The organism is Streptomyces sp. NPDC002784, from assembly GCF_053592135.1.
Genome location: NZ_JBSFVD010000002.1, coordinates 1 through 23,753, shown reverse-complemented (window position 1 = coordinate 23,753; position 23,753 = coordinate 1). Strand labels below are relative to the sequence as shown.

At 71.2% G+C, this 23,753-nt stretch carries 24 protein-coding genes and 1 tRNA gene; 21 read left to right on the top strand and 4 right to left on the bottom strand.

All coding sequences use genetic code 11. The annotated features are described in order from the left end of the window. The first annotated feature begins 11 nt into the window (after nt 1-11). From ACWD1Z_RS04675 to ACWD1Z_RS04665, 3 genes are all read left to right on the top strand, one after another. Nucleotides 12-1,070: a 4-oxalomesaconate tautomerase gene (locus ACWD1Z_RS04675; RefSeq protein ID WP_451116314.1), complete on the top strand. Its 1,059-nt coding sequence runs from the start codon at nt 12-14 to the stop codon at nt 1,068-1,070. Then, complete coding sequence (locus ACWD1Z_RS04670) at nt 1,067-2,017, top strand: catechol 2,3-dioxygenase (RefSeq protein WP_451115511.1); 951 nt, start codon at nt 1,067-1,069, stop codon at nt 2,015-2,017. Before ACWD1Z_RS04675 ends, ACWD1Z_RS04670 begins: the two co-directional genes overlap by 4 nt. Nucleotides 2,018-2,133: 116 nt before the next feature. Then, nucleotides 2,134-3,459 (top strand): MFS transporter, encoded by a 1,326-nt coding sequence (locus ACWD1Z_RS04665; RefSeq protein ID WP_451115509.1) that lies wholly within the window; start codon nt 2,134-2,136, stop codon nt 3,457-3,459. A gap of 58 nt (nt 3,460-3,517) precedes the next feature. On the opposite strand, the gene ACWD1Z_RS04660 is transcribed toward ACWD1Z_RS04665, so the two are convergent. Then, nucleotides 3,518-3,922 carry a cupin domain-containing protein gene (locus tag ACWD1Z_RS04660; RefSeq protein ID WP_451115508.1) on the bottom strand — a complete coding sequence of 135 codons (405 nt, stop codon included), beginning with the start codon at nt 3,920-3,922 and terminating at the stop codon, nt 3,518-3,520. Nucleotides 3,923-4,155: 233 nt separating this feature from the next. Between ACWD1Z_RS04660 and ACWD1Z_RS04655 the strand changes: the two genes are divergently transcribed. The 12 genes from ACWD1Z_RS04655 (at nt 4,156) to ACWD1Z_RS04600 (ending at nt 15,078) form a co-directional block, all read left to right on the top strand. Next, nucleotides 4,156-4,710, top strand: a complete 555-nt coding sequence (locus tag ACWD1Z_RS04655; protein ID WP_451115506.1) for a carboxymuconolactone decarboxylase family protein — start codon at nt 4,156-4,158, stop codon at nt 4,708-4,710. Then, the gene (locus ACWD1Z_RS04650) at nt 4,707-6,200 is read left to right on the top strand and encodes a sugar ABC transporter ATP-binding protein (protein ID WP_451115504.1); all 1,494 of its coding nucleotides are present in this window, start codon (nt 4,707-4,709) and stop codon (nt 6,198-6,200) included. Before ACWD1Z_RS04655 ends, ACWD1Z_RS04650 begins: the two co-directional genes overlap by 4 nt. Further along, nucleotides 6,197-7,213 (top strand): ABC transporter permease, encoded by a 1,017-nt coding sequence (locus ACWD1Z_RS04645; protein ID WP_451115502.1) that lies wholly within the window; start codon nt 6,197-6,199, stop codon nt 7,211-7,213. The genes ACWD1Z_RS04650 and ACWD1Z_RS04645 overlap by 4 nt, the downstream gene beginning before the upstream one ends. 30 nt (nt 7,214-7,243) lie before the next feature. Next, complete coding sequence (locus tag ACWD1Z_RS04640) at nt 7,244-8,206, top strand: sugar ABC transporter substrate-binding protein (RefSeq protein ID WP_451115500.1); 963 nt, start codon at nt 7,244-7,246, stop codon at nt 8,204-8,206. A 95-nt stretch (nt 8,207-8,301) separates the two neighbouring features. Further along, nucleotides 8,302-9,213 carry a LysR family transcriptional regulator gene (locus ACWD1Z_RS04635; protein ID WP_451115499.1) on the top strand — a complete coding sequence of 304 codons (912 nt, stop codon included), beginning with the start codon at nt 8,302-8,304 and terminating at the stop codon, nt 9,211-9,213. A gap of 103 nt (nt 9,214-9,316) precedes the next feature. Further along, nucleotides 9,317-10,219, top strand: a complete 903-nt coding sequence (locus tag ACWD1Z_RS04630) for a VOC family protein (protein WP_451115497.1) — start codon at nt 9,317-9,319, stop codon at nt 10,217-10,219. 22 nt (nt 10,220-10,241) lie between these two features. Beyond that, nucleotides 10,242-11,690, top strand: coding sequence for an NAD-dependent succinate-semialdehyde dehydrogenase (locus ACWD1Z_RS04625; protein ID WP_451115495.1), 1,449 nt, complete (start codon nt 10,242-10,244; stop codon nt 11,688-11,690). Further along, nucleotides 11,687-12,457, top strand: coding sequence for a fumarylacetoacetate hydrolase family protein (locus tag ACWD1Z_RS04620; protein ID WP_451115493.1), 771 nt, complete (start codon nt 11,687-11,689; stop codon nt 12,455-12,457). The genes ACWD1Z_RS04625 and ACWD1Z_RS04620 overlap by 4 nt, the downstream gene beginning before the upstream one ends. After that, nucleotides 12,454-12,825 (top strand): VOC family protein, encoded by a 372-nt coding sequence (locus ACWD1Z_RS04615; protein ID WP_451115491.1) that lies wholly within the window; start codon nt 12,454-12,456, stop codon nt 12,823-12,825. Before ACWD1Z_RS04620 ends, ACWD1Z_RS04615 begins: the two co-directional genes overlap by 4 nt. Before the next feature lie 26 nt (nt 12,826-12,851). Continuing rightward, a complete protein-coding gene (locus tag ACWD1Z_RS04610; protein WP_451115489.1) occupies nt 12,852-13,631 on the top strand; it encodes an alpha/beta fold hydrolase in 780 nt (259 codons plus the stop codon). Further along, nucleotides 13,628-14,089, top strand: coding sequence for a GlcG/HbpS family heme-binding protein (locus ACWD1Z_RS04605; RefSeq protein WP_451115488.1), 462 nt, complete (start codon nt 13,628-13,630; stop codon nt 14,087-14,089). Before ACWD1Z_RS04610 ends, ACWD1Z_RS04605 begins: the two co-directional genes overlap by 4 nt. Before the next feature lie 2 nt (nt 14,090-14,091). Further along, the gene (locus ACWD1Z_RS04600) at nt 14,092-15,078 is read left to right on the top strand and encodes a methionine synthase II (cobalamin-independent)-like protein (protein ID WP_451115487.1); all 987 of its coding nucleotides are present in this window, start codon (nt 14,092-14,094) and stop codon (nt 15,076-15,078) included. Here ACWD1Z_RS04600 and ACWD1Z_RS04595 read toward each other — a convergent pair. Next, nucleotides 15,075-15,362, bottom strand: a complete 288-nt coding sequence (locus ACWD1Z_RS04595) for a putative quinol monooxygenase (protein WP_451115485.1) — start codon at nt 15,360-15,362, stop codon at nt 15,075-15,077. The genes ACWD1Z_RS04600 and ACWD1Z_RS04595 overlap by 4 nt on opposite strands. Nucleotides 15,363-15,466: 104 nt before the next feature. Here ACWD1Z_RS04595 and ACWD1Z_RS04590 point away from each other — a divergent pair, with 104 nt between their 5' ends. The 6 genes from ACWD1Z_RS04590 to ACWD1Z_RS04565 all read left to right on the top strand — a co-directional run bounded on the left by ACWD1Z_RS04590 (nt 15,467) and on the right by ACWD1Z_RS04565 (nt 22,040). After that, nucleotides 15,467-16,903 (top strand): aldehyde dehydrogenase family protein, encoded by a 1,437-nt coding sequence (locus ACWD1Z_RS04590; RefSeq protein ID WP_451115483.1) that lies wholly within the window; start codon nt 15,467-15,469, stop codon nt 16,901-16,903. A 30-nt stretch (nt 16,904-16,933) separates the two neighbouring features. Next, nucleotides 16,934-18,145 carry an L-2-hydroxyglutarate oxidase gene (gene lhgO / locus ACWD1Z_RS04585; RefSeq protein ID WP_451115481.1) on the top strand — a complete coding sequence of 404 codons (1,212 nt, stop codon included), beginning with the start codon at nt 16,934-16,936 and terminating at the stop codon, nt 18,143-18,145. Nucleotides 18,146-18,274: 129 nt separating this feature from the next. After that, a complete protein-coding gene (locus tag ACWD1Z_RS04580) occupies nt 18,275-19,135 on the top strand; it encodes an amidohydrolase family protein (protein ID WP_451115479.1) in 861 nt (286 codons plus the stop codon). 1 nt (nt 19,136) lies between these two features. Then, nucleotides 19,137-20,837: a thiamine pyrophosphate-dependent enzyme gene (locus ACWD1Z_RS04575; protein ID WP_451115478.1), complete on the top strand. Its 1,701-nt coding sequence runs from the start codon at nt 19,137-19,139 to the stop codon at nt 20,835-20,837. Between the two features lie 18 nt (nt 20,838-20,855). Continuing rightward, nucleotides 20,856-21,899, top strand: a complete 1,044-nt coding sequence (locus ACWD1Z_RS04570) for an Ldh family oxidoreductase (RefSeq protein ID WP_451115476.1) — start codon at nt 20,856-20,858, stop codon at nt 21,897-21,899. Nucleotides 21,900-21,966: 67 nt separating this feature from the next. Next, a tRNA-Pro gene (locus ACWD1Z_RS04565) sits at nt 21,967-22,040 on the top strand. 99 nt (nt 22,041-22,139) lie between these two features. On the opposite strand, the gene ACWD1Z_RS04560 is transcribed toward ACWD1Z_RS04565, so the two are convergent. After that, the gene (locus ACWD1Z_RS04560; protein WP_451115474.1) at nt 22,140-23,357 is read right to left on the bottom strand and encodes a tyrosine-type recombinase/integrase; all 1,218 of its coding nucleotides are present in this window, start codon (nt 23,355-23,357) and stop codon (nt 22,140-22,142) included. Next, complete coding sequence (locus tag ACWD1Z_RS04555; RefSeq protein ID WP_451116312.1) at nt 23,347-23,556, bottom strand: helix-turn-helix transcriptional regulator; 210 nt, start codon at nt 23,554-23,556, stop codon at nt 23,347-23,349. Before ACWD1Z_RS04555 ends, ACWD1Z_RS04560 begins: the two co-directional genes overlap by 11 nt. Nucleotides 23,557-23,753 lie beyond the last annotated feature (197 nt).

Here is a 23,753-nt window from a genome sequence, read left to right as displayed (position 1 = left end):
CCTGTCTGCTGATGCGCGGCGGCACGTCCAAGGGCGCCTACTTCCTCGCCGGTGACCTGCCCGCGGAACCGGACGCCCGGGACGAGCTGCTGCTGCGGATCATGGGCAGCCCGGACCCGCGCCAGATCGACGGACTCGGCGGGGCGCACCCGCTCACCAGCAAGGTGGCCGTGGTGTCGACGTCGGCCGACCCGCGGGCCGACGTCGACTACCTCTTCCTCCAAGTGGGCGTCGACCGGCCCGAGGTGACCGACCGTCAGAACTGCGGGAACATCCTCGCCGGGGTCGGCCCGTTCGCCGTGGAGCGCGGGCTCGTCCCGGCGGGCGAACGGGAGACCGCGGTCCGGATCCGCATGGTCAACTCCGGTGACCACGCCACGGCGACCTTCCCGAGCCCGGGCGGACGCGTCGACTACACGGGCGGCGCCGCGATCTCGGGCGTGCCCGGCACGGCCGCCCCCGTGGTGATCGAGTTCCCGCCGGGCGCCTCCGCCCTGCTGCCCACCGGACACGTCCGGGACGAGATCGACGGGGTGCCGGTGACCTGTGTGGACAACGGCATGCCGACGGTTCTCATGGCGGCCACCGCGCTCAAGGTCACCGGCTACGAGTCGCCGAGGGACCTGGAGGAGGACACCGAACTCGCCGGCCGGCTCCGGCGGATCCGGCTGCGGGCCGGCCGCCTCATGGGCCTCGGTGACGTGTCCGAGGCGACCGTGCCCAAGCTGACGCTGCTCGCCCCGCCCCGTCACGGCGGTGCCGTCACCACCCGCACCTTCATCCCCGTGCGCTGCCACACCTCGATCGGGGTGCTGGGCGCGGCCGGCGTGGCCGCGGGCCTGCGGATCGACGGAGGCGTGGCCGCCGGCCTGGCGCGGCTCGACCCCGGCAGCGACCGGGTCCGGATCGAACACCCCACCGGCTTCCTGGACATCGAGAGCAGTCTCGGCACCGATGCCGACGGCCTGCCCACCGCCCGCCGCACCGCCGTGGTCCGCACGGCCCGCAAGATCTTCGACGGCACCGTCTTCGCCAGGGCCGCCGTACAACCCCTTGGAGGTCCCCGATGACTCCGCCGCTCGGCGACATCGCGCACATCGGCCACGCCCAGCTGTTCACGCCCGACCTGGACGCGAGCGTCGCCTTCTTCACCGACTATCTCGGCCTGACGGTCCATCACCAGCAGGGCGGCACCGTCTACTTGCGGACCTTCGACGACTACGAGCACCACAGCCTGGTCCTCACCGCCCGGGAACACCCCGGCCTCGGCCGGCTCGCGCTGCGCACCTCCAGCGAGGAGGCACTGCACCGCCGGCTCAGGGCGGTCGAGGAGTCGGGCGGATCGGGACACTGGGCGGAGGACGAGCCCGGCCTCGGCAAGCTCTACGTCACCACCGACCCCGACGGCCATGAGCACGCCCTGTACTGGGAGAGCGAACACTACGCGGCCCCCGAGGAGTTGCGGCCCGCGCTGAAGAACCAGCCGCAGGCCAAGCCCAACCGGGGCGTGGGGGTACGCCGGCTCGACCACGTCAACTTCCTCGCCGCGGACGTCCTCGCCAACGCCGAGTTCCAGCAGGACGTGCTCGGCGCCCGGCCGACGGAACAGATCCGCCTCGACAGCGGGAAGATCGCGGCGCGCTGGCTGACATACACGAACAAGTCGTACGACGTCGTCTACTCCTCGGACTGGACCGGCAGCACCGGGCGGCTGCACCACATCGCCTTCGCCACCGACACCCGCGAGGACGTGCTGCGCGCCGCCGATCTCGCCATCGACAGCGGGGTGTTCATCGAGACGGGACCGCACAAGCACGCCATCCAGCAGACGTTCTTCCTGTACGTCTACGAGCCGGGCGGCAACCGGATCGAGCTGTGCAATCCGCTCACCCGGCTGGTGCTGGCGCCCGACTGGCCGCTGATCACCTGGACCGAGGAGGAGCGCAGGAAGGGGCAGGCCTGGGGCCTGAAGACCATCGAGTCCTTCCACACGCACGGGACGCCACCGGTCGCGTAGCGCGACCGCCGCGGGAGTCGTACCGAATCGTCGATGAGATTGTTGACAAAAACGTTGACTCTTTCGGGTGCGGCTCCTTAGCGTCTAGCGCACCCCGCACGAGAGGAAGAACAACGATGTCCCCCCTCGCTCCATCCGCCCGCGGCAGCAGACTGGCCTTCCTGGTCATCGGGCTGTGCTGGCTGGCCGTGCTCTTCGACGGCCTCGACATGTTCATCTACGGCTCGGTCCTGCCGCACCTGCTGGAGACCGGGACCTTCGGCCTCACCCCCGGCCAGGCCGGCGACCTCGGCTCCTACGCCACCTTCGGCATGCTGGTCGGCGCCCTGACCGCCGGTACGGTCGCGGACCGGATCGGGCGCAAGAAGCTGATGGTTTCCTGCGTGGTCCTGTTCTCGCTGGCCTCGGGCGTGTGCGCGATCGCCGACTCCGTCGCCGTCTTCGGCCTCGGCCGGACCCTCGCCGGGGTGGGCCTCGGCGGGCTGCTCCCCACCGCGATCAGCATGGTCTCCGACTACGCCCCGCGCGGCCGCGCCGCGATCGTCATCGGCCTGCTGATGACCGCCCACCACGCGGGCGGCATCCTCTCCGCCTACGTCGCCAAGTGGCTGATCGAGCCGGCCGGGTGGCGCGCCGCCTTCTGGGTCTGCGTGCTCCCGCTGCTCTTCGCCCCCGTCCTCGCCAGGTTCCTGCCCGAGTCGCTGAGCTTCCTGATGGCCAAGGGCCGCGCCGAGGAGGCCCGCGCGCTGGCCGCCCGCTACGACGTCGAACTCCCCGCCGCCAAGACCGACAAGCCGGCCGCCGGCGACCGCTGGGCCAACCTGAAGGGCCTGTTCCGCGGCGGCGAGTGGACCCAGACCCTGCTGTACTGGCTCGCCTCCTTCGGCGGACTGCTGCTGGTCTACGGCGTCGCCACCTGGCTGCCCACCCTGATGCGCGCCGAGGGCTACGAACTGGGCTCCGCGCTCACCTTCGTCGTCGTCTTCAACCTCGGCGGCATCGTGGGCATGCTGGTGGCCGGACGCGCCGCCGACCGCTTCGGCGCCCCGCGCATCTCGGCGATCTGGTTCGCGCTCACCGCGGCCGGGGTGTTCCTGCTCAGCGTCCACATGCCGCTCGCGGTGACCATGACGGTCGTCTTCCTCACCGGTGTGTTCCTCAACAGCGCCCAGACGATGATCTACGCGACGGTCTCGATCCGCTCCACCCCCGGCAACCGCGCCACCGCCGTCGGCTGGACCTCCGGCATGGGCCGCTTCGGCGCCGTCTTCGGACCGTGGCTCGGCGGGCAGCTGCTCGCCGCGAACAACGGCGACTGGGGCTTCACCGCCTTCGCCCTCGCCGGAGTGTCGTCCATGGTCTTCATCGGCATCGCCGCGCTGCGCGGCGGGCGCCGGACCCCGGCCGAGGGCGCCCCGCGAGAGCTGGTCACCACGCACTGACCCCAGGGGGGACGGACGCCGGTCGGGACGAGCGGCGTCCGCCGTCGTCCCCGGTGCCTCAGCCCATCTGGTCCTCGGCCGACAGATGCTCCACCGTTCTTCCGGTCTCGGTGAAGGTGCGGGTCACATGCCCCGAGGAATACACCCACAGGATCCGCAACGGCCGGTCGCCGGTGTTCCGGAACAGATGCGGGACCGGCGACGGCACATAGGTGGTGTCGAACTGCTCCAGCTTCGTCACCACACCGTCCACCACTACCTCCGCCTCGCCCTCCAGCACCGTCACGTGCTCGTCGCAGTTGTGCGAGTGCAGCGGCGCCCCGGAGCCGACCGGATACACGCTCATCCCGCTGGTGATCCGGTTCTCGCCGCCCGCCGAGGACGTGGTGATCAGCGGTGTCGTCACGACGGATCCGCCGCGGTCCAGCAGCGGTACCGACGCGACCTTGATGATCGTGGTCATCCGGGGGTTCCTCTCCAGTACGTGCTTGCAGGCGACCGACGGTAGGACGCGCCCCGGCGAATGGGTGCCCTCCGGCGTGCAGGTTTACCTTGCGCTCCGAGAAGGGTGAGCTTTCCGGACCCGGCTGTACCGTCGGCTGGCGTCGCACGGCGATCCGTTCCGTGCCCGCAACGTGCCGGAAAGAAAAGGCAGGTATCGGCCACATGAGGCTCCCCGTTCTCAGCCAAGAGGAAATGGATCCGCGGCAGCAGGAGCTGGCCGCCCGGATCGCCGGCCGCCGCGGCGCCGTCCGCGGCCCGTTCCGGGTCTGGCTGCACAGCCCGGAGATGTGCGAACGGGCGGAGTCCCTCGGGGCGTTCGCCCGCTTCGACTGCTCGCTGCCGAAGCACCTGCGCGAGCTGAGCCTGCTGATGGCCGCCCGCAACTGGGACGCGCAGTACTCCTGGAACGCCCATGTGCAGCAGGCGATCGAGGCCGGCCTGCCCGAGGCCGCCGTCCAGGCCGTCGCCGAGCGGCGCGAGGCCGTCTTCGACAGCGAGGCGGACCAGGCCTTCTACCAGTTCTGCCGGGAGGTCCTGGAGGACCACTTCGTCGGCGACGAGACCTTCGCCCGCGCCCTCGCCCACTTCGGCCCCAAGGGCCTGGTCGACACCATCGGCGCGCTCGGCAACTTCACCATGCTCGGCATGTGCCTGAACGCCTTCCAGGTGGACCTCCAGGCCGACCGGGAACCCCCCTTCCCGGACGTCCGCGGCTACGCCCGGGTCGTGCCGGAGGCGACCCCGTGAAGGCGGCGGCCGTGGTCCGCGTCCGCGGCGTCACCAAGAGCTTCGGCGGCGCCGCCGCGCTGCGGGACGTGGGACTCGACCTGCTCCCCGGCGAGGTGCACGCCCTGATGGGCATGAACGGCGCCGGAAAGTCGACGCTCGTGCACGTCCTCGCCGGCGTCCACCAGCCCGACCGGGGCACCGTCGACATCGACGGCCACGCCCACCGGTGCCTGACCATGCGGCAGGCCCGGCGGCTCGGCATCTCCTTCGTGCCGCAGCGACGCGAACTCGTCATGGGCCTCACCGTCGCCGAGAACGTCCTGCTGGGCGTGTTGCCGGTCAAAGGCGGCCGGGTCAGCTGGTCCACGGTACGGGCCGAGGCCCGCGAGGCGCTCGGCGACCTCGGCATCCACCTCGACGTGGAGCAGCCGGCCGGGGCGCTGACCGTCGCCGAGCAGACCATGGTCGAGGTCGCCCGCGAAGTGCGCCGCGGCGGCCGGGTCCTCATCCTCGACGAGCCCACCGCCTGCCTCGGCGCCCACGCCGCCGAGCAGGTCAAGGCACTGGTGCGCAGGCTCCGCGACGAGGGCATCGCCATCGTCTACATCTCGCACTACATCGACGAGGTGCTGGACGTCGCCGACCGCGTCACCGTGATGCGCGACGGACGGGTCGTGCACACCGGCACCGTCGGCGACCTCGACGCACCCGGCCTGGTCCGGCACATGGTCGGCCGGGACGTCGTCTCCCACCGGCCCACCCGGCCGGCCCCCAAGGACGAGATCGGCATCGAGGTCCGGGGCCTGGGCCGCGGCCGCTTCATCCGCGACTTCGGCGTCGAGGTGCGCCGGGGCGAGGTGGTCGGCGTGCTCGGAGCCGCCGGCGACGCCCAGTCCTACCTCTTCGACCTGCTCTCCGGACGGACCCGCCCGGACACCGGCCAACTCCTCGTCGACGGCCGCCCGGTACCGCTCGGCAAGGTGCGGCACTCGCTGCGCAGCGGACTGCGCTGCGTCACCGGCGACCGCCGCAACCTCGGCATCATCCCGGGCCTGTCCGTCGACGAGAACCTGATGCTGGCCAGCGACCGCTTCGACCGGCGCCGGCTGCACCGCGAGGCCGAGCAGACCCGCCGCGCGGCCCCGCGCCGCGACACCTACGGCGTGGTCACCCTCGCCCGCAACCCGGCGGTCGGCGCGCTGTCCGGCGGCAACCAGCAGAAGGTGCTGCTCGCCAAATGGCTGGAGACCGCACCCACCGCCGTCTTCCTGGAGGACCCCACCAACGGGGTCGACGTCGCCGCCAAGGCCGACATCCACACGATCATCGACGACCTCGCGAGCCGGGGCGTGGCGGTCCTGCTCGCCTCCTCCTCCGCCGAGGAGGTCATGCGCCTGGCCGACCGCGCGGTGGTCGTGCGCTCCGGCCGGATCGTCGCCGAGCACGAGATCGCCCGCATCACCCGCGACGAGCTGGTCGCGACCGCCCTGGGAGGGAACAACGCATGAGCCTCAAGACACCGGCCCCCGAGGTGGAGCAGCCGGCTCCGCGCCGGGACGGCGAGCAGGGCGGCCTCCTCGCGGCCGTGCAGCGGATCCCGCATCTCGGCCTGATCGCCGTGCTGATCCTGGTCGCGGGCTTCACCGCCACCCAGAGCGACGCCTTCCTGACCCAGGACAACCTCGTCAACGTGCTGCGCCAGGTCAGCGTCACCGCGGTGATCGCCGCCGCCCTGACCCTGGTGATGACCGCGGGCGGCATGGACTTCTCCATGGGCAGCAACGTCTACGTCGTCGCCGCCTTCGCCGCCCAGCTCCTGCACAACGGCACCTCGGTCACCGTCACCGTCCTCGCCTCCGTCGCCCTCGCCATGGCGATCGGCCTGGTCAACGGCCTGGTGATCACGTACACCAACGTCGCGCCGTTCGTGGTGACCCTGGCGACCGCCACCATCCTGGACGGCGTCCAGCTCGTCGTCCTCGACGGCAAGACCGTCTCCGGCGGCGACGCCCTGTCCGGCCTCGGCGCCGGCTACTTCATCGGACTGCCCAACCTCACCTGGCTGGCGCTGATCGTCCTCGCGCTGACCGCCCTGGTCATGAAGTACACGACGTACGGCCGCGACCTCTTCGCCATCGGCGGCAACGAACACGTCGCCCGGCTCAGCGGCATCAGTGTCCACCGCAACAAGCTGCTGCTGTACGCGGGCGCCGGCGCCCTGTCCGGCCTCGCCGGAATCATGCTGCTGTCCCGGCTCGTGGCGAGCAGCCCCAGCCCCGGCGGCGGACTGATGCTCCAGCTCAGCGCCGTGGCGGCGGTCGTCATCGGCGGTACGGCGCTGGAGGGCGGCCGGGGCACGGTCGTCGGCACGATCCTCGGCGTCGTCCTGCTCGGCGTGGTCGCCAACTCCCTGAACCTGCTGCAGATCTCCTCCTTCTACCAGCCGGTGTCGGTCGGCACGGTCCTGGTGATCGCCGCGATAGCCAACCAGTTGCAGAAGTCCCGCCACTCCGCCCACTGACCGCACGTCCGACCCGAAAGGCACCGCACCATGAGACTCACCTCCCGGTACCGCACCGCCGTCGTCGTCACCGCAGTCGGCGCGGGCCTGCTGCTCAGCGGCTGCAGCAAGGACGACGACACCGTGAGCACCGCCGCCGGCGACGGCGACTACACGATCGGCTTCGTCAACGGCAACAACACCGAGTTCCACACCTGTCTCCAGGCGGCGATCGAGGCCAAGGCCAAGGAACTGGGCGTGGAGCTCTACACCGCCAACTCCACCCAGGACGCCGGCAAGGAGCTGTCCAACATCGAGGACATGATCTCCCGCGGAGTCGACGCGGTCATCGTCCAGACGGTCAACGTGGACGCCCTGGAGGCCGACATAGCCAAGGCCAAGGCGGCGAACGTGCCCATCTTCCTGACCTCGGTCCTGCTGGAGGACATGAAGGACGTCCTCGGCGCCTCCATCGTGCCGCTCGCCGAAGTCGGCAAGATGGACGCCGAGCTGGTCACCGAGGACGCGGGCGGCAAGGCCGTTCAGGTCGGCGTCATCGCGGGCGCTCCCGGCGCCGCCTCCGACGTCCTGGTCGGCGGCTTCACCGACAACCTCCCGGACACCGCGAAGGTCGTCGCCGACCAGCCCGGCATGTTCAGCCCCGCCAAGGCGCAGGAGGTGGCGGAGAACATGATCCAGTCGCACCCGGACCTGGACTACGTCTTCGTCGCCAACGAGGAGATGGCCTTCGGCGCCCTCAACGCCTTCCAGGCGGCCAAGGCCGACGTCAAGATCGTGACGAACAACGGCACCGAGCGCGGCGTCGAGGCCGTCAAGAACGGCACCTTCCTCGGCACCGTCTCCAACCCCGCCCAACTCACCGGCGCCAACGCCCTGGACAGCACCGTGAAGCTGCTCGACAAGGAGCAGGGCGCCGAGAAGATCACCCGCACCCCGCTCACCCTGGTGACCAAGGAGACCGCCGCCGAGGCCCCGGCCTACTGCGCCGAGTAGGCGCAGGAAAAGGGCAGGTCAGACCCCTTATGAAACGGATGCGTCTCGCATAGGCTGCCCCCGCTCCACCCGCCTCCGGAGAGAACCGAGGAACCATGGACCGTCTGCTTCTGATGCACAGCTTCGTCACCGTCGCGCAGGTCGGCAGCTTCAGCGGCGCCGCCAAGAAGCTGGGCAGTTCGGGCTCCCTGGTCTCCCGGCACGTGGCGGAGCTGGAGCGGCAGGTCGGCGTCCGGCTCGTCAACCGCACGGCCCGCTCGGTGAGCCTCACCGAACCGGGCCAGCGGTACGCCGAATTCGCCGCCCGCATCCTCCAGGAGATCGAGGCGGAGGACGCCGGAATCGCCCAGCTCCACGACCGGCCCGAGGGAACGCTCAGCATCATCTGCCCGAAATGGATAGGCAGCCTGGATCTCGGGGACGCCATCGCCGCCTTTTCCGCGGCCCACCCCAAAATCCAGGTCCGCTTCGAACTCGGCGGCATGTCGGACCGTACCTACGATTTCCTGGACAGCGGATTCGATGTCGCCTTCCATACCCGGGACCTCCGCGACTCGAGCGTCCGCCTGAAGAAGATCGCCTCGCTGCCGTTCGTGCTGTGCGCGTCCGAGGGGTACCTGGACCGCAACGGCCCGCTCACCGAACCGAACGCCATCGCCCACCACGACTGCCTGGTGCACGTCAACGACCCGGTGTGGCGCATCGGCCACGGCCACGCCTCCACCCTGCACAAGATCCGCAACGTGGCGTTCTCCTCCAACTCCTACCTCGCCCTCCAGAAGGCCGCCGTGCACGGCCGCGGCATCGCCCTGCTCCCGCAGCGGCCGGCCTACGACGACCTCGTCTCCGGCGCCCTGCGCGTGCTGCTCCCGGAACTCGCCGTGCCCGACCGCCCGTTGTACGCCATCTACGGGCCCGGGCAGGCCGCCCCGCGCAAGATCAGCGTGTTCCTGGAATTCCTCACCCAGTGGTTCTCGCGCAATCCCATCCCGGTGATCCAGCCGTAGCCGATCGCGCAAGAAACGATTGCACATTCCGTAGAGCACGGGCCGTTGAGCCCTTGCGATCACTGAACCTAGGCTCACTGGCGACCCGCGAAACGAGGAATCCATGGGAATCCAGAGAATCGAATCGGTCACCTACAGCGTCGACGACCTCGACGAATGCGTCCGCTTCTACGACGACTTCGGCCTGTTCCTGGTCGAGCGGACCGACGAACACGCCGTGTTCGAGACGCTGACCGGCCAGACCCTCCACCTCGACACCGACCCCGGCCCGCTGCTCCCGCCTGCCGTGGAGCACGGCCCCACCCTGCGCGAGATGGTGTGGGGCGTGGACACCGAGGACGAGCTGGCCCGGCTGGTGGCCGCCGTCGGCGGGGCCCGCGAGAGCGCCGACGGGGTGCACCACTGCGTGGACCGGACCGGCTTCGGCGTGGGCCTCACCCTGGCCCGCCCCAGGCCCGCCCCCGTCACCCCCCGCCCGGCCAACGCGCCGGGCCACGTGCACCGCTGGAACACCGCCCTGGAGGCGATCACCCGGGTCCGCCCGCTGCGCATGTGCCATGTGGCGCTCAACATCCCCGCCGCGGGCAAGGAGGAAGCGGTCGCCTTCTACACCGGTCGCCTGGGCTTCCGGCCCACCGACGTCGTGGAGCCGATGGGCGTCTTCCTGCAGGCGCCCGGCGACGACGACCAGCACACCATGCTGCTGTGCCACCGCCCCGACCGGGCGGGCGTCAACCACATCGCCTACGAGGTGCCCGGCTTCGACGACGTCATCGAGGGCGGCAACCACATGATCGAGCACGGCTGGCGCGAGGCCCGCCGGCTCGGCCGGCACACCGTCGGCTCCAACGTCTTCCGCTTCCTGCACGCCCCGAGCGGCGGCCGCGTCGAGTACGCCGCCGACATGGACCGGGTCGACGACTCCTACGAGACCCGCGTCCACGCGACCACCCCGCCCCACCACATCTGGGCGTTGCGCACCAACCGCGACGGCGAAGCCTCCTGAATCCCTGAGAGGGCACCCACCCATGACCACCGACCACGGCTACCCCGCCGTCCGCATGCACATCGCGGGCGAGTGGTGCCAGGGCGGCACCGGACGTACCGCCCCGATCGTCGACCCGGCCACCGAGCGGGCGATCGGCGAGGTGCCGCTGGCCACCGCCGCCGACCTGGACCGCGCCCTCGCCGCCGCCGAGGAGGGCTTCCGCGTCTGGCGCGACACCCCGGTAGGGCGGCGCACCGCGATCCTGCACACCGCCGCCGGCCTGCTCACCGAACGCGCCGCAGCCATCGGCCGGATCATGACCCTGGAACAGGGCAAGCCCCTCGCGGAGGCCACCGGGGAGGCCCGCCGGGTCGCGGACACCCTGCGCTGGCACGCCGACGACGCCCGCCGCGCCTACGGCCGGATCATCCCGTCCGCCCCCGGCACCCTGCTGACCGTACGGCGGGAACCGATCGGACCCGTCGCCGCGTTCGTGCCGTGGAACTTCCCCGCCGGCGGTCCCATGCGCAAGATCTCCTCGGCGCTGTCGGCGGGCTGCTCGATCGTCATCAAGGCGTCCGAGGAGACCCCAGCCACGGCGATGGAGCTCGTCCGCTGCTTCGTGGACGCGGGCCTGCCGGCGGGCGTGCTCAACCTCGTTCTCGGTGAACCCGCCGAGGTCTCCGCCCACCTCATCGCCTCCCCGGTCACCCGGCTGATCGCGTTCACCGGCTCGGTCCCCGTCGGCAAGCTCCTCGCCGCCGAGGCCGGGAAGGTCATGAAGCCGTCCCTGATGGAACTCGGCGGCCACGCCCCGGTGATCGTCTGTGAAGACGCCGATCCCGTGGGCGCCGCCCGCAAGGCCGCGCAGGCCAAGTTCGCCAACGCCGGTCAGGTCTGCACCTCCCCGAGCCGCTTCCTCGTCCACGAGAGCCTGGTCGCGGACTTCACCGCCGAGTTCGTGAAGGCCGCGGAGGCGGTGGTCGTCGGGGACGGGCTCGCCGACGGCACGACGATGGGCCCGCTCGCCAACGAGCGCCGGCTGCAGGCCATGGAGCGCCTCACCGCCGACGCGGTCGCCCGCGGCGCCAAGACACTCACCGGGGGCGAACGGCCGGACCGGGCCGGGTACTTCTTCGCGCCGACCGTCCTGACCGACGTACCGCCGGACGCGCAGCTGATGCGCGAGGAGCCGTTCGGGCCGCTCGCCCCCATCGTGCCCTTCACCGGCCTCGACGAGGCACTGGCCACGGCGAACGCCCTGCCGTACGGCCTGGCCGCCTACGGCTTCACCCGGTCCGCCGCCACCGCCGAGCGGCTCTGCGCCGAGCTGGAGGCGGGCATCCTGTCGCTCAACCACTGCGGCGGCTCCGTGCACGAGGCGCCCTCGGGCGGCGTGAAGGACAGCGGGTACGGCCGTGAGGGCGGGCCCGAGGCGCTCGACGCCTACCTGATCACCAAGCGCGTCTCCCACCTGCTGGCGCCATGAGGTACGCGCGCGTGTCGGTCGGCGGCCGGGCCGTGTGGGGCCGGGTGGGGGAGGGGGACGTGGAGCTGCTGTCCGGCTCCCCGATCGAGGGCGCACCCGAGGTGATCGGCCGGGTGGAGCGGGCCACGGCCCGCTGGCTGCCGCCGGTCGTGCCGCCGGTGTTCTACGCCGTCGGCCACAACTACCCGCGGCACATCGCGCACGCCGGAGCCGCCACGCCCGAGCGTCCCGAGGTCGGCTACCGGGCCAACAACGCGCTCACCGGGCACCTTTCGCCGATCGTCAAGCCGGCCGAGGTCGAGGGCCGCTTCGAGGCCGAGCCCGAACTCGTCGCCGTCATCGGCCGTACGGTCCGGCACGCCACCCCCGAGGAGGCCCGCGCCTGCGTCTTCGGCTGGACCATCGGCAACGACGTCAGCGCCCGCACCTGGCAGCACCAGGACCGCACCTTCTGGCGCAGCAAGAACAGCGACACCTTCAAACCGATGGGGCCGTGGATCGAGACGGAGGTGGACGCGCCGGCGCAGACCACCACCCTGCGCGTCAACGGTGCGGTGCGGGCGCGCTTCCCGACCGGCGACATGGTCTTCGACCCCTTCGACTACATCGTCGAGATCACCCGCCACATCACCCTGCACCCCGGCGACGTGCTGTGGATGGGCGCCGAGACGGCCTGCCGGATCGAGCCGGGCGACACCGTGGACATCGAGATCAGCGGCATCGGTGTGCTGTCCAACCCCGTACAGAGCGAAGGGAATCGAGCATGAGCAAGGAACCCCGCTACATCCACCACGTCAACTTCCCCACCACCGACCCCGACCGGACCGCCGAGTGGTACGCCAAGGTCTTCGGGATGAAGCGGATCATGCCCAAGTCCAACACCCGGGTGGTGCTGATGACCCGCGGCAACTTCGACCTGCACTTCACCCCGGTCGAGGAGATGGAGCGCATGGCGCCCTATCACTTCGCCGTCGAGGTCGACGACTGGGACGACTTCCTCGCGCACCTCCAGGAGCTGGGCATCCGGCACACCCGGCCCATCCAGCGCCCCGAGAACCAGTCCAAGTTCTGCTACATCCACGACCCCGACCACACCATGATCGAGCTGGTCCACCACGCCAAGCGCCCCAACTGAGCGTGCTCTGACAGGAGTTCATCCCCATGCCCATCGCCGACTCCGACGGCACCGCCATCTACTACGAGCGCCACGGCAGCGGCCCCGCGATCCTGTTCGTGCACGGCAGCGGCGGTCACCACGCCGCTTGGTGGCAGCAAGTGGCCGCACTGCGCGAGGAGTTCACGGTCGTCACACTGGACCTGCGGGGCTTCGGCAAGTCCGGCCCGTCCGACTTCGACGGCCAGGACTTCCCCGGCGACGTGGTCGCCGTCCTCGACGCCGAGGATCTCACCGACGTGATGCTGGTCGGCCAGTCCATCGGCTCGGTCGCCGCCCTGCGGGCCGGGCTGCTGCGCCCCGAGCGGGTCTCCTGCGTCGTCCTCGGCCACTCCCTGGGCGGCATCACCCACCCCGAACTGAGGGAACTGGCCGCCGCCGACCGGGCCGAGGCCGTCAAGCTCCCGGTGATCGACCGCCTGCTGACGAAGCCCTTCCAGCGGGAGCGCGCCGACCTCACCTTCCTCTTCCAGCAGATGGGCACCTTCAACCTCGCCCGCATGCAGGACCTGCGCAACCTCGACACCGAGGGCCCGTCCCTGGACGACATCCGGCGGTCCGGCGTCAAGGTCGCCTTCCTCGCGGGGGAGAAGGACGCGGTGCTCGGCGTGAAGACGGTGACACGTGCCCACGAGCTGCTGCCCGGCTCGCACCTGGAGATCGTCGAAGGCGCCCCGCACTCCATGTACTGGGAGACCCCGGACCGGTACAACGCGGCCGTCGCCCGGCTGCGCCGCACCCTCACCGCACCGAAGGAAGCCGTATGACCACCCTCACCCTGGCCGCCGCCGAGGAGATCCTGGCCGCCGCCCAAGAGCGCGCCCGGGAGATCGGGAAGGCGGTGAGCGTCGCCGTGGTGGACGCCGGCGGCTTCCCGGTCGCCATCCGCCGCCCCGACGGAGCCCGACCGCTCACCCCGGACATCGCCCGCGCCAAGGCCTACACCGCCGCGATCATGCAGCGCCCCGGCCCCATGCTGAAGAAGTGGCAGGAGAGCCAGCCCGTCTTCTTCGCCCAGCTCTCCCAACTCCCCGGGGCCGCCCTGCCGATCATGGCCACCGAGGGCAGCGTCACCATCAAGAAGGACGGCGAGATCATCGGCGGCCTCGGGATCGCGGGCGGCACCGCGGCCGAGGACCAGGAGATCGCCGAAGACGTACTGCGATCCCTCGGCTACGAGCTGGAGTTCGCCGCCTGGGGCGTCGCGGCGCCCGGAAAGGACTGACCATGGCGGACACGTTCAACTACCGCATCGACCACCACGGAAGCCTGGTGCGGCCGGCCGGCCTCGACCTGCGGGACCCCGAGTCCGTGACGGCGGCGGTCCAGGAGGCGGTGACCTACCAGCGCAAGCTCCGCTCCACCGTGGTCACCGACGGCGACTTCCCCCGCGAGGACTTCCGCGGCGCGGTCCTCGACGGGGTCTCCGGCTTCCGCCGTACGGACGAGACGGCGGACGGGCTGACCCGGTGGGTGGCCGAATCCCTGCCCAAGCCGGGCGGTCCGCTGCTGGCGGACTGGGCCGCGCGCCTCACCGAATGGACGGTCATCGCCCCCAAGGCGTCCCTCCCGTCCCCGGCCTACCTGGCCGCCACCACCTTCGCACCGGGCCTGGGCCCGGCCTCGGCCCGGGAACTCGCCGACGCCCTCGCGGAGATCATCCACGCGGAGATCGAACTCCTGGTCTCCCGAGGAGTCCGGCTGATCCAGCTGAACAACCCGCTCCTGCTCGACTGGCCCGCGCACGCCCCGCTCACCTTCGCCGAAGCGCTGGCCGTCGAGGCGCAGACGGTACGGCTGGACGAGCGCCCCGAGGGCGTCCGCATCGGTGTCTGCCCCGGCTGGACGGCACCGGCCGAGCCGGACCGCGCCCGCCTGGAGCGGATGTACGCGGACATCCCGGCCGACCGCTGGGTCCTGCCGTACGACCAGGGCACCCCCGCGGAACTGGACCTCCTGCGCGCCCTGCCGGAGGACCGTGACGTGTGCCTGGGGGTGGTGGACGCCACGGTGGCCGCCCTGGAGGACCTCGACACCGTGATGGCGCGGATCGACGCGGCGGCCGAGGTCAAGGACATCGAGGACATGGCCGTGGCGCCGTCGAGGGGCTTCGCCGACACGGCCGGCAAGCCCCTGCTGACAGCGGAACAGCAGCGCCGAAAGCTGGTGCTGGTGGAGACGGTCGCCCGCTACTGCTGGGGCAACGAGTTCTAGAGCACCTCGGCGAACGTGACCGTGCGCTCGGTCAGCAGCGGCCGGACCGTCCGGACGATCAGTTCGTCGAAGTGGCCGGCCGCCGTGTGAGCGTCGAACCCCGCCCGGTCCGCGTACACCTCGTACAACACGAACCCGCCGGCCCGCTCCGCCTCCGCATGGACCTCGTAGACGAGGTTCGCGGGCTCGGCGCGGGTGAACTCCCGCATCCGCACCAGCGCCTGCCGCACCACGGACTCATCGGCGGGTGCGCAGCGGTAGTGGGCGAAGACGGCGTACGGCATGGCATTCCCCTGAAGCTCGACGGTGCGGCGGTGCCGCCGATTCCAGCACGGAAACCCCGCACACCGGGCGCAACCAATGTCTGAACGAGAAGAAGTGAACCTGCATGCGCACCCTGGAAACACTCGTCGGCGGAGAGTGGGTGACGTCCGGTGCATGGATCGACGTCCACGACCCGGCCGACGTCCGAGAACCCCTCGCCCGCGTCCCCGCCCTCCCCGCCGAGGACGTCACCCGCGCCTACGACCACGCCGAGCGCGGCTTCGCCGGATGGAAGCGCACCAGCCCCTTCGAGCGCGCCCGGATCATGACCGGGGCGGCCCGGCTGATCCGGGAGCGCCTCGACGAGATCGCCGCCGATGTCACTGCCGAGAACGGCAAGACACTGGCCGAGGCCCGCGGCGAGACCGGCAAGGCCGCCGACTTCCTCGACTACTACGCCGGTCTCGCCCGCCAGGGCTACGGCACCCTGCTGCACGACGTCCGCCCCGACACCCGTACCCACACCCAGCGCGAGCCGATCGGCGTCATCCTGGTGATCAGCCCCTGGAACGACCCGCTGATCACCCCGGCCCGCAAGCTGGCCCCGCTGCTGGCCACCGGCAACGCGGCCGTCTTCAAGCCGGCCACCGAAACCCCGCTGTCCGGGCTGCACTTCGCCCGCGCCCTGCACGACGCGGGCCTGCCGGCCGGCGTGCTGAACGTGATCACGGGCCGCACCGGCGAGATCGAGGAGGCCCTCCTCGACGACCCGCGGATCGCCGGCGTCACCTTCACCGGCTCCAACGCCGTCGGCAACCGCATCCGCCGCCGCCTCGCCGACCGCAACGTCCGCTTCCAGGGCGAACTCGGCGGCAAGAACGCCTCGGTCGTCCTCGCCGACGCCGACCTCCCGGCCGCCGCGAAGGCCGTCGTCGCCGCCTCCTTCGGACAGGCGGGCCAGCGCTGCACCGCCACCAGCCGGGTCGTCGTCGAACGCCCCGTCCGGGAGGAGTTCGTCACGCTGCTGCTCGCCGAGGTCGCGGCGCTGACCGTCGGACCCGGCAGCGACCCGGCGACCACGCTGTGCCCGCTGTCCAGCCCCCGGCAGCGCGACGCGGTGCTCGCCGACATCGGCCGCGCCATCGACGCGGGCGCCACCGTGCTGACCGGGGGAGCGGCCGACGCGGAGCGCGCCCACGGCTGCTACGTCCTGCCGACCGTGCTCGGGGACGTCACGCCCGACATGGCGATCTGGCGCGAGGAGGTCTTCGGGCCGGTGCTCGCCGTCCGTGCCGTGGACGACTTCGCGCAGGCCGTCGAGGCCGTGAACGACTCCGCCTTCGGGCTCGCCGCCGCCCTGTTCACCCGGGATCTGTCCCGGGCGTACCGGTTCGCCGACGAGGCCGAGTGCGGTCAGGTCGCCGTCAACACCACGACCACCGGCTGGGACGTCCACCTGCCCTTCGGCGGGTTCCACGACTCCGGCACCGCCTACAAGGAGCAGGGCGAGGAAGTCCTGCGGTTCTCCACCCGCGTCAAGACCGTCGCCATCCACTTCTGACCTTGCTGACCCTGGAGAAGGAGGACGCCGATGGCTGACGAGACGATCGGCATCGTCGGCGCGGGCATCGTGGGCCTGGCCACCGGCCGCGAGATCGCCCTGCGCCGGCCCGGCACGCGGGTCGTGGTGCTGGAGAAGGAACCCGCGGTCGCCGTCCATCAGACCGGCCACAACTCCGGTGTGGTGCACGCCGGGATCTACTACGCCCCGGGCAGCCTCAAGGCACGGCTGACCGTGCGCGGGGTCGGCCTGCTGCGCGAGTACTGCCAGGAGCGGGGGCTGCCGTACGAGGAGGTCGGCAAGCTGGTGACGGCCGTCCGCGCGGACGAACTGGGCCGGATGGAGAGCCTGTACGAACGGGCCCGCTCCAACCATGTGCCCGAGCTGAGGAGGCTCGCCAAGGAGGAGATCAAGGAGATCGAGCCCGAGGCCGGGGGGATCGCGGCCCTGCATTCGCCGCGCACCGCGATCACCGACTACCCGGCCGTCGCCCGGGAGTACGCCAAGGACATCGAGACCTCCGGCGGCGAGGTGCGGCTCGGCTTCCCGGTCACCGCGATCACCGAGGTGCCCGGCGGGATCGAGGTGGCGTCCGCCCGGGACCGGGTGCGCGTGGACCGGCTGATCCTGTGCGCGGGACTGCACTCGGACACCGTGGCCCGGCTCGCCCGGGACCGGCGCGAGCCGCGGATCGTCCCCTTCCGGGGCGAGTACATGCTGCTCAAGCCGGAGAAGGCGGGTCTGGTGCGCGGCCTGGTCTACCCGGTGCCCGATCCCCGGTACCCCTTCCTCGGCGTCCACTTCACCCCGCGTGTCGACGGCACCGTGGAGGTCGGCCCGAACGCCGTCCTGGCCCTGTCCCGGGAGGGCTACCGGCTGAGCGAGATCTCGCTGAAGGACCTCGCCGGCCTCGCCGCCTACCCGGGGACCTGGCGGATGGCGGCCCAGCACTGGCGTACCGGCATCAAGGAGTACCGCGGCTCGCTGTCGATGCGGGCCTTCATGCGGGACGCGAGCCGGTACGTGCCCGCCGTCGGCGTCGCCGACGTGGTGCGCGGCGGCGCCGGGGTGCGCGCCCAGGCGCTGGACCGCGACGGCACGCTCGCGGACGACTTCCGCATCCACCGGGCGGGCCGGGTCACCGCGGTGCGCAACGCGCCCTCCCCGGCCGCCACGGCGTCCCTCGCGATCGCCGAGCACATCGTCGACGCGGTCTTCGACGACGAGCCGCGCATGCGGTGAATGCCCTGCGCACAGCGGCATTTCGCGCAACAACAGCTTGCGCTCCCAGGGCTCGGCAAGGCCCCGCACCCCGCCTAGCGTTCCCTCCGCACCACCCCACCGCCCCGCACGACAGAAAGAGCTGACGCCATGTTCGTCGTCGACACGCAGATCCACATCTGGAAGGAAGAGAGCCCGGACCGCCCCTGGGTGCCCGGAGCGCGCGAGCGGATCCGCCTCAACGGCCACCGCGAGGACCCCTTCTCCTACGAGGAGGCGCTGGAGCTGATGGACGAGGCCGGCGTCAACCGGGCGCTGATCCTGCCGCCGTCCTGGGAGGGCGACCGCATCGACTACGCCCTGGAGGCATGCGAGGCGCACCCGGACCGGTTCGGCATCATGGCCCGCATCCCGCAGAACAAGCCCGAGGAGGGCGCGGCGATGCTCAAGGACTTCGCCCGGAACCCGCATGTGAAGGGCACCCGGCTCACCTTCCACCGGCCGATCGACCGGAACTGGATGATCGACGGCACCAACGACTGGTACTGGCCGCTCGCCGAGGAACTCGGCATCCCCACCATGGTGCACGCGCCGATCTGGAAGCGGGAGCTCGGTGAGATCGCCGGGAAGCACCCCGAGCTGAAGATCATCATCGACCACATGGGCATCATGGCCCGCTGCGTCGACGACGCCATCGGCTACTGGGTCCAGGAGACCGCCGACCTCGCCGCCCACCCGAACATCTACGTCAAGGTCTCGGCGCTGCCCGGCTACTCGACGCACCCCTTCCCGAACAACAACATCCAGAAGTACGTGCGCGAGATGGTCGACCGGATGGGCCCGCAGCGCTGCTTCTACGGCACCGACATCACCCGGCTGCTCGGCCACGGCATCACCTACACCGACACCATCGAGCAGTTCACCAAGCACTGGGACTTCACCCCGGAGGAACTCGAATGGATCATGGGCCGGGGTATCTCCGAGGTCCTGAACTGGCCGATCGAGGGCTGACATGACCGACACCGAGCACCTGGACGGCGGTGACGCCACCGTCTCCGCCTTCACCGCCGCCGGCGCCGACTACGTCTTCTGCGCATCGGGGTCCGAATGGGCCCCGGTGTGGGAGTCGCTGGCCCGGCACTACCGGGACGGACGTGCCTGCCCCGGCTACCTCGACCTGACCCATGAGACGGTCGCCGTGGGCATGGCCACCGGCTACGGCCTGATCACCCGCCGCCCGCAGGGCGTCCTGCTGCACGCGGCCCCCGGCCTGCTCCAGGGCTCGATGGCCGTGCACGGCGCGCTGCTGGCGGGCGTGCCGATGGTGGTCACCTCCTCGGAGTCGGCCACCTACGGCGACGGCCCCGGCAAGGACCCGGGCGGCCAGTGGTACCGCAACCTGTCCATCGTGGGCGGCCCGCACGGCGTCGCCCAGCCCTTCGTCAAGTGGTCCAACGAGGCGGCGAGTGTCCACACGCTCCCCACGATGATCACGCGGGCGGCGGAGCTGGCCCGGCGGGCTCCGGCGGGACCGGCGTATCTGAACATCCCGCTGGAGATCCTGCTGGAGGAATGGGACGGCCGCGAGGCCAAGGCCATCGTCCCGCCGGGCTCCACGCACAGCTCGCCCGACGAGGCCGACGCGGTCGCGCGGATGATCCGCGAGGCCGTCAACCCGGTGATCGTCACCGAGACCGCGGGCCGGGAGGCGGGCGGCTGGGAAGCCCTCGTAGCCTTCGCCGAGGCATGGGACATCCCGGTGGTGGAGCCGGACTCGGCGGTGTGCGGCAACTTCCCGCGCAGCCATCCGCTGCACGCCGGCAGCGACATCGGTCCCTGGATGGACGAGGCCGACCTGATCCTGCTGGTGAACTGCCGCGCCCCCTTCTACCCGCCCTCGCGCCGCCCCGCCACGGCACGGATCGTCGTCCTCGACGAGGTGCCGCAGCGTCCGCACGTCGTCTACCAAGTCCTCTTCGCGGACCGGTACTTGGAGGGAAACGTCACCAACACGCTGCGGCAGCTCGCCAAGCGGGCGGGGGACCTCGACACCGTGACGGTCACCGCCCGGCGCGCGGCGCAGGAGGAACGGCACACCGACGAACAGGCGTCGATCGCGGCGGCCGAGGCCAAGGCGGCGGGGGCCGAGGGCATCGACCCGGTGCTGGTCGCGGCGACCCTGCGGCGGCTGCTGGACGGGCGGGACGCGATCGTCGTCGACGAGACCATCACCCACAGCCGCGTGGTCAAGCGCCATCTGCGCACCGACGCCCCCGACTCGTACTTCTACGTGCAGGGCGGTCTCGGCCAGGGCATGGCGGTCGCGCTCGGCGTCAAACTCGCCGCCCGCGAGCGGCCGGTGGTGCTCACCATCGGCGACGGCGCCTTCACCTACAACCCGGTCATCCCGTCGTACGACGCCTCACGGGCGTACGAACTCCCGGTGCTGATCTTGGTCTTCAACAACCGTGTCTACAAGTCGATGAACCTCAACCACCGCCGCTTCTACCCCGAGGGCGCCGCCGCCGCGACGGGGGAGTGGCTCGGCACCGACCTGCGCCGGCTGCCCCGGCTCGCGGGATTCGCCGAGCCGTTCGGGATGCACACCGAGACCGTCGACGCGCCCGACGCGCTCGGGCCCGCCCTGGAACGTGCCCTCAAGGCCGTGGCCGACGGCACCACGGCCGTCGTCGACGTCCTGGTCACCCGCTGAAACCAACCGAGGAGAACCATGTCCGACCGGAAGCTCGTGCCCGCGCAGGAGTTGCGGGAGTTCTCCGCGGCCCTGCTGGAGAAGGGCGGCCTCAGCGCCGAGCACGCCCGTACCACCGCCGACGTCTTCGTCTGGGCCGCGCTGCGCGGCGTCGACTCCCACGGCATCGCCCGCGTCCCGGCCTACCTGGAGCTGCTGGCCAAGGGGGTGGCGAACGCGCGGGCCGACCTGCGCGTGGAGTCGGCCACCGCGGCCGCCGCCGTCCTGGACGCCGACCGCGCCCCCGGCCCGGTCGCGCTGAGCGCCGCCGCGGACGAGGCGGTACGGCGGGCCAGGGCGGCCGGCATCGCCTCCGTCGGCGTCCGTCGGACCGTGCACACGGGCGCCATCGGCTACTACGTGTCCCGGATCGCCGAACAGGGCCTGCTCGGGCTCGGGTTCGTGTCCGGCATGCCCAACATGGGCTACACCGGCGTCAAGGGCGCCGCCGTCGCCACCAGCCCGCTCGCCGTCGCCGTTCCGGCGAAGGGACACGCCCCGCTGCTGCTCGACATGGCCACCGCCACCATCGCGCTCGGCAGGATCCGCCAGGCCAGGGCGAACGGCACGCCGCTCCCCGAGGGCGCGGCCGCCACCGCGGACGGCACCCCCACCACCGATCCCGAGGAGGCGGTCATGCCGCTGCCGCTGGGCGGCGCCAAGGGCTCGGGCATGTCGCTCGCCTTCGAACTGCTCACCAGCGTCCTCGTCGGGGCGCCGATCTTCTCCGCCTTCCACTCCGACGACCCGCAGGGCCGCAAGCACCGCCAGAACGCCCTGCTCATCGCCGTGGACCCGGCGGCCTTCGGTGACCCCGAGGCGTTCACGGCGGCGGTGGACGACACCCTGGCCACGCTCAAGGGCCTGCCGGTCGCCGAGGGCGCGGACGGCGTGTACTACCCCGGCGAGCGCAGCGCCGCCGTCGCCGCCGAGCGCTCCGCGCGGGGGATCCCGGTCACCCCGAAGGTGTGGCGCGAACTGACGGAGGCGGCGGACAGGCTCGGCGTCGCCCTTCCCGCCTGAGACACCCGCCCGCGTACGGTAAGGTTTACCTGCGCGTTCTCGCGGCACCACCGCGAGAGGGACGCACCGGGACGTGGCGCAGCTTGGTAGCGCACTTGACTGGGGGTCAAGGGGTCGCAGGTTCAAATCCTGTCGTCCCGACTCGAACGAGTCGCAGGTCAGGGCCGGTTTCGGAGGCATCCGAAACCGGCCCTTGATCATTCTTGGGGACCAACTGGGGACCGGCGTCCTTGACCGAGGTCAGCGGGTCATGACGATCGGGCTCGGCAGCGAGCGCGGTGCGCGCAGCACGCTGAGGTGTGCGGAGAGCGCCGCCCCGGCGGCCGTGATCTTGTGTACGTCCGGGTGCAGGTAGCGCTGGGTGGTGGTCAGTGACCCGTGGCCGGCGATCCTGCGGAGGACGTGCACTTGGACTCCGGCGTCGGCGAACCAGGTCAGTCCGGTGTGCCGGAGGTCATGGCGGCGCAGGTGCTCGTAGCCGAGCTTGGTGACCACGTCGTCCCAGTGTGTGGCGTCGCGCAGGACGGCGGTGGAGATGCGTCCGCCGCGCGGGCCGGTGAACAGGCGGGCGTCGGGATCGGGGCCGGCGGACAGGATGCGCTGTGCGACGAGGGGGCGGATCTCCTCGACGATGGGAACCTTGCGGGCCCGCTTGCCCTTGGTGCCCTTGTCGGTCAGCCCGCCGGGCGCGGGTGTGGTCTGACGCCGCACGGTCCAGATCCAGTGGTTGGTGTCGATGTCTCCGACGCGGCAGCCTGAGACCTCGCCGATCCGTGCAGCGGTGCACGCGGCGAAGATGACCACGTCTCCCCAGCCGCGGTACTGGTCGTGAGAGGCGGCCACGAGCGCGTCGGCCAGAGCGACGAGGGTCTCCCAGTCGGGCAGGGCCAGCGCGCGTGGGTCGAGGAGTTCGTCCTCGGCCTGCTTGTAGAGTTTCTGCCAGCCGGTCACCCGGGCGGGGTTGACCTTGATGATGCCGTCACGGACGGCCTGCTCCATGACGCGGACCAGGACGGCGATGGTGTTCTTCACCGTTGAGCGGCTGTGCTCGTCGGCGATCCAGTTCTGCACGGTGCGGTCGACGACACCATTGGTGATCATCCGCACCGCGAGGTGGCCCAGGGCGGGGACGACACGCATCCGCCACCCCGACAGGTAGGGGTCCAGCGTTTTCAACTCCAGGCCGCGCAGGGCGAGGTCCATGTTCGCTTCGCCGTATTCGGCGAGCTTCATGGTGGCCAGCGACGGGCTCAGGCCAGCCTCTGCGGCCTCGATGATGGCCTGGAGCCATTCCTGGGCCTCTTCTTCGCTGTCCTTTCCCTCGGACAGTGACTGGCGGCGCTTGCTGGTCGGATCGGTCCACCGGACACGCGCCCGATACGGAGTGGGGCGGTCAGGACGGTACTCGATATCGGTGGAGAGCCGGACACCGACAGGAACGTTGGTCTTATCGGCCATTGAGCTCCTTGGCCGGGACGGTACGTCGGCGGCGCAGCCATTCCTCGACGTCAAGGGCGCTGTACATGACGACGCGTTCCGAGATTGCGACGAAAGGCGGCCCCTGAGGTGGCTGAGCAGTGCGCCAGCGGCGCAGGGTTGAGGCATCCACTCTCAGACAAGCGGCGAGGTCACTGGTTGAATACCAGGTGCTGGTCAGGAGAGGCGATTGGTTGTCAGGTGAGACGACATGACGGCGAGGAGCTGCAGGGTACGCTGCGGCCTCCTTCTCTTGATGCGGTTCGGCGTTGGCGATAGTTGCTATTGATCAGAAACTCAAAGGGTTCTCTTCGAGGGTGTAGCGGACGTGGGGGCCGCCGAAGTAGCCGCGGACGATGTGGGGCTGGCGCTGGCGGC

What these genes read in the sequence shown, in the direction of transcription:
- ACWD1Z_RS04675 (WP_451116314.1), top strand. Translation starts at nt 12, where the DNA reads ATGCGCGGCGGCACGTCCAAGGGCGCCTACTTCCTCGCCGGTGACCTG.
- ACWD1Z_RS04670 (WP_451115511.1), top strand. Translation starts at nt 1,067, where the DNA reads ATGACTCCGCCGCTCGGCGACATCGCGCACATCGGCCACGCCCAGCTG.
- ACWD1Z_RS04665 (WP_451115509.1), top strand. Translation starts at nt 2,134, where the DNA reads ATGTCCCCCCTCGCTCCATCCGCCCGCGGCAGCAGACTGGCCTTCCTG.
- ACWD1Z_RS04660 (WP_451115508.1), bottom strand. Translation starts at nt 3,922, where the DNA reads ATGACCACGATCATCAAGGTCGCGTCGGTACCGCTGCTGGACCGCGGC.
- ACWD1Z_RS04655 (WP_451115506.1), top strand. Translation starts at nt 4,156, where the DNA reads ATGGATCCGCGGCAGCAGGAGCTGGCCGCCCGGATCGCCGGCCGCCGC.
- ACWD1Z_RS04645 (WP_451115502.1), top strand. Translation starts at nt 6,197, where the DNA reads ATGAGCCTCAAGACACCGGCCCCCGAGGTGGAGCAGCCGGCTCCGCGC.
- ACWD1Z_RS04640 (WP_451115500.1), top strand. Translation starts at nt 7,244, where the DNA reads ATGAGACTCACCTCCCGGTACCGCACCGCCGTCGTCGTCACCGCAGTC.
- ACWD1Z_RS04635 (WP_451115499.1), top strand. Translation starts at nt 8,302, where the DNA reads ATGGACCGTCTGCTTCTGATGCACAGCTTCGTCACCGTCGCGCAGGTC.
- ACWD1Z_RS04630 (WP_451115497.1), top strand. Translation starts at nt 9,317, where the DNA reads ATGGGAATCCAGAGAATCGAATCGGTCACCTACAGCGTCGACGACCTC.
- ACWD1Z_RS04625 (WP_451115495.1), top strand. Translation starts at nt 10,242, where the DNA reads ATGACCACCGACCACGGCTACCCCGCCGTCCGCATGCACATCGCGGGC.
- ACWD1Z_RS04620 (WP_451115493.1), top strand. Translation starts at nt 11,687, where the DNA reads ATGAGGTACGCGCGCGTGTCGGTCGGCGGCCGGGCCGTGTGGGGCCGG.
- ACWD1Z_RS04615 (WP_451115491.1), top strand. Translation starts at nt 12,454, where the DNA reads ATGAGCAAGGAACCCCGCTACATCCACCACGTCAACTTCCCCACCACC.
- ACWD1Z_RS04610 (WP_451115489.1), top strand. Translation starts at nt 12,852, where the DNA reads ATGCCCATCGCCGACTCCGACGGCACCGCCATCTACTACGAGCGCCAC.
- ACWD1Z_RS04605 (WP_451115488.1), top strand. Translation starts at nt 13,628, where the DNA reads ATGACCACCCTCACCCTGGCCGCCGCCGAGGAGATCCTGGCCGCCGCC.
- ACWD1Z_RS04600 (WP_451115487.1), top strand. Translation starts at nt 14,092, where the DNA reads ATGGCGGACACGTTCAACTACCGCATCGACCACCACGGAAGCCTGGTG.
- ACWD1Z_RS04595 (WP_451115485.1), bottom strand. Translation starts at nt 15,362, where the DNA reads ATGCCGTACGCCGTCTTCGCCCACTACCGCTGCGCACCCGCCGATGAG.
- ACWD1Z_RS04590 (WP_451115483.1), top strand. Translation starts at nt 15,467, where the DNA reads ATGCGCACCCTGGAAACACTCGTCGGCGGAGAGTGGGTGACGTCCGGT.
- lhgO (WP_451115481.1), top strand. Translation starts at nt 16,934, where the DNA reads ATGGCTGACGAGACGATCGGCATCGTCGGCGCGGGCATCGTGGGCCTG.
- ACWD1Z_RS04580 (WP_451115479.1), top strand. Translation starts at nt 18,275, where the DNA reads ATGTTCGTCGTCGACACGCAGATCCACATCTGGAAGGAAGAGAGCCCG.
- ACWD1Z_RS04575 (WP_451115478.1), top strand. Translation starts at nt 19,137, where the DNA reads ATGACCGACACCGAGCACCTGGACGGCGGTGACGCCACCGTCTCCGCC.
- ACWD1Z_RS04570 (WP_451115476.1), top strand. Translation starts at nt 20,856, where the DNA reads ATGTCCGACCGGAAGCTCGTGCCCGCGCAGGAGTTGCGGGAGTTCTCC.
- ACWD1Z_RS04560 (WP_451115474.1), bottom strand. Translation starts at nt 23,357, where the DNA reads ATGGCCGATAAGACCAACGTTCCTGTCGGTGTCCGGCTCTCCACCGAT.